Origin of the sequence: Liquorilactobacillus uvarum DSM 19971 (assembly GCF_001434935.1) — a bacterium.
GTDB classification, from domain to species: domain Bacteria; phylum Bacillota; class Bacilli; order Lactobacillales; family Lactobacillaceae; genus Liquorilactobacillus; species Liquorilactobacillus uvarum.
Genome location: NZ_AZEG01000047.1, coordinates 1 through 8,815, shown reverse-complemented (window position 1 = coordinate 8,815; position 8,815 = coordinate 1). Strand labels below are relative to the sequence as shown.

7 protein-coding genes and 1 riboswitch are annotated in these 8,815 nt (G+C 37.7%); of the genes, 6 read left to right on the top strand and 1 reads right to left on the bottom strand.

Annotated features, from left to right (window positions below):
- Positions 1-77 precede the first annotated feature (77 nt).
- The gene (locus FD20_RS11570; RefSeq protein ID WP_057738715.1) at positions 78-1,124 is read right to left on the bottom strand and encodes an LCP family glycopolymer transferase; all 1,047 of its coding nucleotides are present in this window, start codon (positions 1,122-1,124) and stop codon (positions 78-80) included.
- A 244-nt stretch (positions 1,125-1,368) separates the two neighbouring features.
- Here FD20_RS11570 and FD20_RS11565 point away from each other — a divergent pair, with 244 nt between their 5' ends.
- From FD20_RS11565 to serS, 6 genes are all read left to right on the top strand, one after another.
- Entirely contained in the window at positions 1,369-1,884 is a 516-nt protein-coding gene (locus FD20_RS11565) for a GNAT family N-acetyltransferase (RefSeq protein ID WP_057738713.1), read from the top strand.
- 29 nt (positions 1,885-1,913) lie between these two features.
- Positions 1,914-2,417, top strand: coding sequence for an RrF2 family transcriptional regulator (locus FD20_RS11560; protein WP_057738711.1), 504 nt, complete (start codon positions 1,914-1,916; stop codon positions 2,415-2,417).
- 342 nt (positions 2,418-2,759) lie between these two features.
- Positions 2,760-4,442 carry an acetolactate synthase AlsS gene (alsS, locus tag FD20_RS11555; protein WP_057738709.1) on the top strand — a complete coding sequence of 561 codons (1,683 nt, stop codon included), beginning with the start codon at positions 2,760-2,762 and terminating at the stop codon, positions 4,440-4,442.
- Between the two features lie 83 nt (positions 4,443-4,525).
- Positions 4,526-4,700, top strand: a riboswitch (Lysine riboswitch).
- A gap of 136 nt (positions 4,701-4,836) precedes the next feature.
- A complete protein-coding gene (locus FD20_RS11550) occupies positions 4,837-6,300 on the top strand; it encodes an amino acid permease (RefSeq protein ID WP_057738707.1) in 1,464 nt (487 codons plus the stop codon).
- A gap of 128 nt (positions 6,301-6,428) precedes the next feature.
- Positions 6,429-6,584 (top strand): hypothetical protein, encoded by a 156-nt coding sequence (locus FD20_RS13610; protein ID WP_162255653.1) that lies wholly within the window; start codon positions 6,429-6,431, stop codon positions 6,582-6,584.
- Between the two features lie 19 nt (positions 6,585-6,603).
- Positions 6,604-7,872: a serine--tRNA ligase gene (gene serS, locus FD20_RS11545; protein ID WP_057738705.1), complete on the top strand. Its 1,269-nt coding sequence runs from the start codon at positions 6,604-6,606 to the stop codon at positions 7,870-7,872.
- Positions 7,873-8,815 lie beyond the last annotated feature (943 nt).

The window sequence follows — 8,815 nt, the reverse complement described above, 5'->3', positions numbered from 1 at the left end:
CCGCCCATGATAACGGGGTGACACTGTACTTGGAGAACTTATGGTGAATAATTCAGGATTTATTTTGATTATCTCTATTAATTCGTACTATCTGAGTTCAAAAGAGTGTTGCCGGTATCCGCTTTTGGAATATTTAACGAGGAGCGCAGTAGGTCTGTAATGCGCTGCTTTTCGTCTTCTGGAACGGCTTCAAAGGATACGCCATTAATCAATTGAGCGTCCCCTTGGGCATGATCAGAAGTCATGTGATGTGTAGCGGTGCGATATTTCAAAGCAAGCAGCATGATGTCATTGAATGAAAGATCCGTCTTTAACTGTTTTGAAATTTCTTTGAAAAATTTTTCGCTTAACAGGTTTTTCAGACTACTGCCGTTAGTTGCGATTTTAGTGAGTACTTGTCGTTGTCGCAATTGCCGACCATAATCACCTTGAGGATCGTCATGTCTCATTCGAACGTACGCCAATGCCTCGGCTCCTGACATATGGACAGTTTTGTTTTTGGTAAAGGAGTAACCACCATAAGAAAAAGAAAGAGTTGGTTTGATATCAACGCCATTAACCGCATTGACCATATTTTCCAATCCACCCATGTTAATCGTAGCATAGAAGTCGATTGGGACATTGAGATATTTCTGGACTGTTTTAACGGCAGTCGCAGAACCTCCGTAGTCATAAGCTGAGTTTAGCTTGCTTGGGTAGTAGCTTTCATAATTAGTAATAGCGACCTTGGCGTCACGCGGGAGGCTGACTAGTGTCATATGGTTTTTATTTGGATTCAAAGTCAGAAGAATTAGGGTGTCTGTTCTTCCCTTGAAGTTTCTTCCTAGTGCGCCAGTATCGGTACCCATTAAGAGGATTGAAATAGGTTCACCATTTTTTAGTAAGGAGGACGTGTTGCGCTTTTTCTTCACATTATTTGGACTATAGATTGTGTCTGTAGCTTGACGTGCATTCTTGTAGATACGTGAAAAATAAAAAAATCCCAGAATAAGACAACATACCAAGCCGAACAAGATCCAGAAAAAAATTATTTTTCGGTGTTTTTCTGAAGGTTGAGTAGAGCGAGTCTTCTTGGAATTGCTTCTTGAATACTCCTCTTTATGGTCTCCTCTGTTTTTAGCCACCGATAAACATCTCCCTAACGCTCCATATATTTAATCTATCCACATTTTAACAAATAAACGTAAAGATGACCAATCACTCTAACACATGGCTAATTTTATAAACTAGTAGTATATTGTTCAAAAAAAATGCTAAAATGTAATCAATATCTTGTCTGATGAAGATCAGGGTGTGAATAAGGTCTAGGGTTCTGTGAACAGCTGTTGCTGGGTAATTTTGAGAAACAATACGAAAAGATGTGGATTTATGCTATCGACAAAAAGACTGAAAATCAGACGGATACAGAAAAGTGATTTACTCGATTTGCAGGAATATGCTTCACAGGAAAAAGTTGCTCAAGAAGCTGAGTTTACTGTATGTAAGACAATGGACGATGTACGTGCTTTTTATGCGACTTTAGATAATGAGCATACTTGGATCATTGAGTATAGTGCTAAAAAGAAAGTAATTGGTAATATCTGTCTGTATGAGCAAGTAGGAGAATACAATGAGCCGCTGTCTGCTAAAAGAATCATCGGATATGCACTCAATGAAAATTATTGGAATCGGGGTTTTATGACTGAAACTTTGGTCTCAGTGTGCACGTGGGCACAAGCAAATGGTATAAAGGAAATTAAAGGAATGGTGTCAGAGGAAAACTATGCTTCACAACGGGTACTCGAAAAAAATGGGTTTGAACTAACTGTTAAAGACAAGCTGAATCCTTTTTTTGGAACAGCCTCTATGAAACAAGTTTATACATACCTTAAGACTTTTGATTAATTATGTAAATTTAAAAGTGAGGATTTAAAATGCAATTAACAAAGGGATTTGAACAAGCCGCATGCATTATTGCGTTGCTGGCAACACAGGATCGAAAAATACCGCTTTCTTCGCAAATTATTCATCAACGCATAAGCGGTTCACAAACGTATTTACAGAAATTGCTGCGAAAATTGGTTGTTGCAGGTTTGATAACTTCTGTTTCGGGTAATAGCGGTGGTTTTTCCTTAGCAAAAGATCCTAAGGAGATTACATTGTTACAGATTGTTGATGCAACTGAAGGCAAAATTCAATCTTATCCGGATTTGGGATTTATCGACCTTGTATTTAGAGATTTTCGTCCGATTTCTCAAGAAGCAAAGCAAGTTATGAATGGCATTTTTCAACAAGCTGATAAACGCTGGTGTCATTTTTTGGATGAACAGACCGTTTATGAGGTTATTTCTAAAACACTTGGCAAAAAGGAAATTCCTCTTGTAGACTGGAATGATCCAGATGTGGCTGAAAGTGATGTCATTCCCAAACTGAGATAATTTATTAAAGAAGAATAAGATGCTTAGCTGTAGTTTGACGTTTCACAATTTGAAGCTGATTGGCTATGGAAGTTTACAATGAAATTAGGATTAATAGCGCTGTAGTTGTCTTCTTTTTTAAATTAATGTAACAGCTTACTTTGAGATGTTTTCACAAACTTTAAACACTTAAAACAGTTGGTATGATAATTATTCGACTTCATTTTTTATTAATAAAATCACAAGCGTAAAAGGTGCTAGTATTTGCTTGGATGCAATGCTATGATTGGCTTTGAAATGATCATCAAGAAGTACAATTGTGGTTTTTAATACGAATCTTTTTGTTAAAAGGGAGTTAGTAAGATGAAAGACGATAAAAAATACTACGGAGCTGATGCGATCGTAGATAGTTTGATTAATCACGGCGTTAAATATGTTTTTGGAATCCCTGGTGCTAAGATTGATCGCGTTTTTGAGAGCTTAGAGAATCCCACTTCACCTAATTCACCAAAACTCGTTTTGACACGGCATGAGCAGAATGCTGCATTTATGGCTGCGGGTATTGGACGTATCACGGGCAAACCAGGTGTTGTTTTAACAACATCAGGTCCAGGAGCAAGTAATTTGGCGACAGGATTGGTTACAGCAACAGCTGAAGGAGATCCAGTTTTAGCTATTTCTGGTCAAGTTCAAAGAACGGATCTGCTACGTTTGACGCATCAAAGTATGGATAATTCTGCCCTTTTTGCTGCAATTACTAAATATAGTGCAGAAGTGCAGGATCCTGAGAATATTTCTGAAGTGATTGCTAATGCTTATCAAGAAGCTGAAGCAGGCAAGCAAGGGGCTGGTTTTGTATCAGTTCCTCAAGATGTAACTGATTCAGAGGTGAAAACAAGGGTTATTAAGCCTTTGACGGCACCTAAGTTAGGACCAGCAAGTCCAATTGAATCAACTTTACTGGCTCAGCGGATTAAGTCTGCTAAATTACCGGTACTGCTTTTAGGAATGCGTGCCTCATCGCCAGAGACAACTAAGGCGATCCGTAACCTAATTTCTGATACTCATCTGCCAGTTGTCGAAACATTCCAAGGTGCAGGAATCATCCCACATGAAATGGAAGAAGACTTCTTTGGACGTGTAGGTTTGTTCCGAAATCAGCCGGGTGATCAGTTGTTGAAACGCAGTGATTTGGTAGTTGCAATTGGATACGATCCGATTGAATATGAACCACGAAACTGGAATGCGGATGGAAAGGCAAATATTGTTGTTATCGATACGATGAGGGCAGAAATTGATAAAAATTTCCAACCCGAACGTGAATTGGTTGGCGATATTGCTCAAACACTCGACTTTCTTTTGCCTTATATGAAAGGCTACAAAGTTCCGACTACTTCAAGAAAATATTTAACTGATTTGCATATAAAATTTGAAGAACGAGACGAAGCTCCAGCGGTTAAAGCTGGTCAAGTTTTGAATCATCCATTAAGCGTTATTCGCGAACTTCAGAAGAGAGTTACAGACGACATGACGGTTGCTGTTGATGTGGGAAGTTTTTATATTTGGATAGCACGTCATTTCAGAAGCTACGCACCGCGTCATTTATTATTTAGTAATGGTATGCAGACGCTTGGAGTTGCTTTGCCATGGGCAATTGCAGCCGCACTGGTCCGACCTGGAACTCAAGTAGTGTCTGTTTCAGGCGATGGTGGTTTTCTTTTTTCAAGTCAAGATTTGGAAACGGCTGTTCGCTTGGGACTAAATATCGTGCATATTATTTGGAATGACGGAAATTATGATATGGTTAAATTTCAGGAAGAATTGAAGTATGGACGTTCTGCAGGTGTAAAATTTGGACCTGTGGATTTCGTTAAATATGCTGAAAGTTTTGGTGCCACTGGTTTACGTGTAACACAGGCAAGTGAACTTGGTAAAATCTTAGATCAGGCATTCTCCACTAAAGGTCCAGTAGTAGTTGATATTCCAGTTGATTATAGTTTCAATCAGGAATTAGGCAAACAAATTTTGGATGATCAAATACATTAGATTATCTGGATATAAAACTAGTGAGCTCTGACCACACAGCACAGGTTAGTGTTGTTTTTAGAGTTGGAAAAGGGTAGAATATTTTTTCGAAGAGAGGTCGCAGATAATATCAGTAGCTATTTTGAGATGGTAAAGCATTGATGAAGGGTAGCAAAAGGAGCATCTGCCGAAGCTAGTGTCGCTTTAACGACATATGGCTGGGATTCAGTTTAAGAGACTGGGAACTGTCGCAATTAATTGCGGAGCGCTATCGAGTATGACTTTGATTTTTGGTTTGTCAAACTGATTATTATGAAAAGCCTTGCCGATACGGTTATCGTTGGCAGGGCTTTTTGAGTGCAATGGTTAAGTCATACGTGCTTAGGGCCTCAAAATTAGGGAGGTTTGTACAGGGATGGAAGTTAATAAACATCCACAGCAATCACATATTAGACGTGTGTTGAAAACACGACATTTGTCGATGATTGCGCTAGGTGGAAGTATTGGAACAGGATTATTTGTTGCCAGTGGGTCAGCAATCAGTACAGCTGGACCTGGTGGCGCACTTGTTGCATATATTGGTATAGGGCTGATGGTCTTTTTTCTAATGACCAGTTTAGGTGAGATGGCAACATATTTACCGGTAACAGGGTCATTTGCGACATATTCCAAACGTTTTGTAGATCCAGCATTTGGATTTGCAATGGGGTGGAACTATTGGTTTAATTGGGCCATAACATTGGCTGTTGATATCAGTACAGTGGCGCTTGTAATGAAGTTTTGGCTGCCAAACATTCCAAGCTGGATTTTTAGTTTGATCGCCTTAGCTATTATTTTCTGTATCAATGCATTTTCAGTCCTGTCATTTGGTGAGACAGAATATTGGTTGGCGCTTATCAAAGTTATAACAGTTATTGTTTTTTTGGTAGTGGGTATGCTGACAATACTTGGTATCATGGGCGGACATGCTGTCGGATTAGAAAACTTTTTTTATAAGAAAGCCCCATTTGTGGGTGGTATACCGACTATTTTGAGCGTTTTTGTTGTCGCTGGTTTTTCATTTCAAGGTACAGAATTGATTGGGATAACTGCTGGGGAGTCTAAAACACCGGAAAAAAGTATTCCCAAAGCGATCAAACAAGTTTTTTGGCGTATTTTATTATTCTATATATTAGCGATTTTTGTTATAGCTTGTTTAATTCCGTATACAAGCTCTAATTTACTGGGTTCCAGTGCAAATGACATAACAATTAGCCCATTTACACTTGTTTTTCGCAGAGCAGGACTTGCTTCAGCTGCAAGTATTATGAATGCTGTTATTTTGACTTCTGTATTGTCGGCAGCTAATTCTGGCATGTACGCTTCTACACGGATGCTTTATTCACTAGCACGTAGTGGCGATGCTCCTAGAATCTTTGGACTGCTGAATATTCGTGGGATTCCTTTTCCTGCACTTTTGGGTACAACTACTGTAGGATTATTTACATTTTTGGCAAGCGTATATGGAACAAGAATATATGCTTTTCTGGTCAGTGCTAGTGGGTTGACTGGCTTTATTGCATGGCTTGGAATTGCAATTTCACATTATCGTTTTCGAAGAGCTTTTAAAAAGCAAGGAAAATCTCTGGATGAACTGCGTTACCGTGCCAAGTTGTTTCCGTTAGGGCCACTGTTGTCACTAGTGTTATGTATTTTGGTAATTATAGGTCAGGATCTGAAAGCTTTTGCTAACTGGGACTGGCAGGCGATAGGGGTCAGTTATATGAGTGTTCCTTTGTTTTTGATACTCTATCTGTACTACAAGTTTAGGCATCATACTAAATTGATCCCATTAGAGTCAATTGATTTGAAACAAACAGACATAAAAAAGAATAAGTGATTTTTAACTGGTCTTTTTAATACTTGAATTTTTAAGTAATTGATATTATGATGTATCTATAAGATATAAGGAAAACATCTAAGTTCGCCATAAGTAGACATGAAGAGACATGATGGTTGCTGCAAATCATGACGTCGAAATTCCAGCGTTCAATTGTATGGGTAGGTAATGCTACACGGGAGACCGTTATTAGTTTGAGTGCGATGCTTTTTGTCGAACTTGGGTGGTACCGCGAATCTAGTCTTTTCGTCCCAATTAGGGATGGGGGGACTTTTTTAGTTTAAAAAATAAGGAGGAAATAAAATGTTAGACATTAAAATGATCCGCCAAAATGTTGCTGATATAAAGAAAAGGTTAGCAACACGTGGTGTAAAAGCAGAAACTATTGATGAATTGATTGCAGAAGATCAAAAGAGACGCGAATTAGTTATTGATAGTGAAGCTTTACGGCAGAAGCGAAATGAAGTATCTGAAGCGATTGCAAATGCAAAAAGGAATAAAAAAGATGCTAGTCAGCAGATTGCTGATATGAAAGAAGTTGGAATTAAAATAAAGAGATTGGAGGAGAGCTTAAAAACTGTTGAAGCCAGAGTGAAAGATATGGCTGCACGCCTTCCAAATCTTCCAAATCCAACTATTCCTGTTGGACCGGATGAAAATGCTAATGTAGAGATAAAAGTGGTGGGAGAACCACGTAAGTTTGACTTTGAGCCTAAGCCTCATTGGGAAATAGGCGAAAAACTTGATATTTTAGATTTTGAACGCGGTGCAAAAGTTTCTGGAAGCCGTTTTCTTTTCTACAAAGGTTTAGGAGCTAAACTTGAACGGGCTGTGTATAATTTTATGTTGGATGAACATGAGAAAGAAGGCTATATTGAAATATTGCCTCCTTACTTAGTTAATGGAGCTTCAATGTTTGGAACCAGTCAATTCCCTAAGTTTAAAGAAGATGTTTTCCAGATTCAAGGACAGGATTTGACTTTGATACCAACTGCTGAAGTACCGTTGACTAACTATTATCGTGATGAGGTTATAGCAGAAGAAAAACTGCCAGTGTACTTTACTGCCTTATCACCAGCTTTCAGATCTGAAGCAGGAAGTGCTGGTCGCGACACACGTGGTTTGATCAGATTACACCAGTTCAATAAAGTTGAAATGGTTAAATATTGCAAACCACGAGATTCATACAATGAATTAGAAAAAATGACTAAAAACGCAGGCAGTATTTTAGAAAAGTTAGGTCTTCCATATCATATAATCACTTTATCAACTGGTGACATGGGCTTTTCTGCTGCGATGACTCATGACCTTGAAGTTTGGATTCCTGCACAAAATACTTATCGTGAAATATCAAGTTGTTCAAACTGTGAGGATTTTCAAGCTCGCCGTGCACATATCCAATATCGTGACGAAAATGGTAAACTACAGTTTGTTCATACTCTGAATGGTTCAGGCCTTGCCGTTGGCAGAACGGTTGCTGCTATTTTAGAGAATTATCAGAATGAAGACGGAACCGTGAGTGTGCCACAAGTTCTGCAACCTTATATGCATGGGGTAGAAGTAATAAAGTAATAAAGTAAATTTAAATTAGTGATATTGAAAAAGAGTTGTGACCAAACTAAGGTTTTGGCTGCCGCTCTTTTTTTAATTCCTAGTTAAACTACATTTTTGAGAAGATAAAAAAGTTCAGCAAGAAGGATCTTTATCCGGTGTGATTTTCAGCTAACAGCAAAAGCTTAATTGAAAGTGGCATTTATTTTTGCATCAAGATTCGGATAGAACACTATAAATTAAGTGAAATTGTGAGTATAAACAATTTTTTTAAAATTCGAATATTGATGAAAAATAATTTGCAGATAGCCAAGAGGATGATTTATCGTTTTCAGCAATAGTTGAATTAATTGCAAAATGTTTGGATTGCTGAGGCAGATACGATGTCAGGTTCATTGGCTATTTGAAAATCGTCTTTTGTTTACAATGCTTTTTTAGTGCAGAGAAATTTTGAATTAAATAAAAAACGAACGATAAAATAAATAACGATTCAAAAATCACTATTTAGAGCATATATTCAAAAAATAGGGTGAATGGGCAGATTTTTTTGCCTGAAAACTGAATATTCATAAGGACGAAAAAAAATATAAATCTTGTTGACTCAGAATATGTACAAAAAAATAAAAAAGTTGTTGACGTAAAGTTGAATAGTTGGTATTATATTCATTGTTGTCAGTGACACTTCTGAGTGCTGAAACATTAGGGTAGCGAGAACATCTTTCAGCAGCAGTGGTTATGAACTGGCTAGTTGGCACGAGATAGATCAAATGGTTTTTTATACATTTTCATGTATGATTAATCAATAATTATAAATTCAAATCATGTTGACATGCTTTGAAATGTAGTATATAATCAATACTCGTTGTTAACTTATGTAGACCTTTGAAAACTGAACAAAGTTTCGACAAATCAAATGTGTAGGGTCTCCTATTTTATATAGGAGCAAACATTTGCGAAGTCAATT